General features: G+C 59.4%; 1 protein-coding gene. It reads left to right on the top strand.

The genetic code is table 11. The features are described from left to right. Positions 1-35: 35 nt before the first annotated feature. On the top strand, positions 36-3,118 hold a 3,083-nt coding region (locus WBP53_RS00130; RefSeq protein ID WP_423924712.1), incomplete at its 3' end, for a YhdP family protein.

Below are 3,118 nucleotides of genomic sequence, written 5' to 3'. Positions count from 1 at the left end.
ACTTGAAGGTCCGGGTGGTTGATGCATCGCGCGACATGAATCTCGACTTCCACGTACCCGAATTGCGCGTCGTGAATCTCGGCCGGATCACGCGAGTGCTTGGCCAGATTGGTCGTGGAACCAGCACGGCTTCGTCTCTGGCCCTGGTTGCCGACATCGATGTCGAGGCCGGATCCGGGCGACTATATGCGGGTGGCGGGAATGTCGACCTCGCCGAGTTGATCTCCGGATTCCCGGTAGGCGGTATCCGGCTTCTCTCTGCAAGCGGAGATTTCGAGTTCTGGGCCGACTGGCAGGACGCCCGCATCAATGACGTAGCCCTCAAGGTCGATCTCGCGGACACCGTTCTGGAAGCCCGTTCAGCGATCGAAACGACCGATGAGGTTTCTGTACAGCCGCGAACTGCCTTCGAGCGACTCGCACTCGACGCACGCCTGCGCAGATCCGGCGATGACCTGAGGCTCGACGTTGCCGATGCGACGGTAACTCGACAGGGCGTGGCTACGGCACCTGCGCGTTTCGTCATCGAGCACAAGGCGGGGAATCCGAAACAGCTTTCCATGGTTGCCAATTCGCTGGACCTGAATGCACTGGCGAACGTCGCCATGCTGTCCGATTCCGCTCCGGACGCATGGCGTCGCTGGCTATACCTGGGCAACCCTCGCGGTAGCATCTCGGCGATGGACGTGCACTGGGAATCGATGGAAAAATTCTCGATCGACGTGTTGGTGGATGGCATGTCCAGCAGTGCCGCCGATTCGATTCCCGGCTTCGATTCCCTCAACGCACGGATTCGCGGTGATGAGGAATCGGTAATGCTGGAACTCCCTGTGCAGGAGACTCGCATCGACTATCCAAAGGTCTTTCGCACGCCACTGGAGCTGAGTCGTTTCGGTGGCGATGTACTGGCCTGGCCCGATGGCCAGGGATGGAAAGTGCAGACCGCTCGCCTGGATGTGGCAAGTTCGAACTATTCCGTTGAGCTTCGCGGCGGCATCCTGTTTCAGGGCGACGGAACTCGGCCACTCATTGATCTGTCGGCTCTGGTGAGCAACGCTGACGTGCAGGCAGCGAAGCTGTTCTGGACCGTCAACACGATGTCGCCCAACGTGGTCGAGTGGCTTGATCGCGCCCTGGTCTCGGGCAGGATCGTGGAGGGCCGTGCGGTGGTGCGTGGCGATCTGGACAACTGGCCGTTCGATGACAACACAGGCCGTTTCGACGCCCGCGCAGAGCTGCGAGATCTTGAGCTGAAATTCCTCGATGATTGGCCGAGCGGCGAGCATCTTGATGTCACGGCACGTTTCATCAACGGCGGGTTGCAGGCCAGCGTCGCATCAGGTGCATCAATGGGTGTGAAGATCGACGCGGCCGATGCCACCATTGCCAGGTTCGAGGATTCACAGCTGGCATTGTCCATCGATGCCAATGGTCGGGGTTCCGAGCTCCTGAAGTATCTGCGCGCGACCCCGGTCGGCGTGCAACGCGCGGAGTTCCTGAGCGGGCTGTCCATTGGTGGCCGTGGCGACGCCCACCTGCAGATTGATGTTCCGCTGAAGGACAACGATCGCATGACCCTGGAAGGTCGCGTTGACCTTGTTGATTCTGATCTCGTCGAAGCGAACTGGGATTTGCGATTCGAGCAGGCCAATGGCCGAGTGACCTTCAACAGGTCCAGCGTCCTTGCCAACGCGCTGGAAGTGAAATATGCCGGATATCCTGTCGTGCTGGGCATCGCCATTGGCAGCGCCACCCTGGATCCCCTGAATTCATTCGAGGCGAACCTGCAGGGTGTTTTGCCTGCTGCCACCGTATTCGCGCGGGCAACAGACCTGGCGCCAGCCATGCCAAGTTTTCCTGGCGAGGCCAACTGGCTGATCGACCTGCAAATCGGCGATGACGAAGGTGCTGCAAAGGGTCGCAAGAGTTTGCGCCTGCAAAGTGACATGCAGGGTGTAGGCATGTTGTTGCCGGCCCCGCTCGACAAGCCCGCCAACGCCACGATGCCGTTCGCACTTACGGTCGAAATGCCGATCGCCGGGCAAAAGTTCAGTGCAAGCATTGGAGACATTCTCAACGTCAAAGGGCGTCTGCCCGGACCGATGTCATCGTTGTCGGCGCAAATGGATTTTGGGCCCGGAACGGAAACCGGCGACGGGCTTGGCAAGGGGCTTCATATCGCGGGCAAGGTCGACTCGCTCGATGTCGGTGGCTGGATTGGACTGTTCAGCGCGGGTGGTGCCGGCGACGACCTGTTCAAGTCCATGACACTGGATGTCGGCAGCATGCAATTGGCAGGCCGCGATTTTCCAGACCTGCACATCGAGTTCGAGCCGCAGCAGGAAGCAACCGTGATCAAGGTTTCCGGTGAGTCTCTGGATGGCAAGATAACGGTTCCCGGGCGCGAGCTGGACAAGCGCGGGATCACGGCGGAAATGAGCCGCGTTGTCTGGCCGGACTTGCCCGAAGGTGCGGAAACGGGTCCCGCTGCATTGTCCGATATCAATCCCGGGAACATTCCTCCACTGCATCTCTGGGTCGGTGATTTGCAACTGGGTGAAGTTCGCATGGGTGAATTGCGACTCGAGACTTTTCCGATCGATTCGGGCCTGCGAGTCGATTTGCTCGAAGCCAAGTCATCCGATCTTGACCTGCGCGCCAATGGAGACTGGAGCGGCAGCGCCGGAGAAAATCATTCCCATTTGACCATTGACATGAGTGCGCCAAGCCTGGGCAGCATGCTTGATGCCTTTGGCTATGCAGGCATCATCGAGGGAGGAGAAACCTTCGCGAGAATTGATGCCACCTGGCCTGGCGCACCTACTGCGTTCAGCCTTGCCGATACGACCGGAACCATGGAAATTTCGGTCGACAAGGGCCGCATACTTGATGTCGATCCAGGCGCTGGCGGCCGATTGTTTGGCCTGCTTTCATTGCAGGAAATCCCGCGGCGCCTGTCGCTGGACTTCAGCGACCTGTTCAAGTCGGGCATGAGTTTCAATTCAATCAATGGCAGTTTTGCGTTGCGGGACGGGAGCGCCTACACGGACAACCTGCTTATCAAGAGTCCGGCGGCGGACATTGAGATCAGTGGTCGCACTGGCTTGCGGGAAAAAAT

Origin of the sequence: Dokdonella sp., from assembly GCF_049593775.1 — a bacterium.
Classification (GTDB): Bacteria; Pseudomonadota; Gammaproteobacteria; order Xanthomonadales; family Rhodanobacteraceae; genus Dokdonella.
Note: the sequence above shows the minus strand (reverse complement) of the source record. Positions and strands in the feature narration are given on the sequence as shown.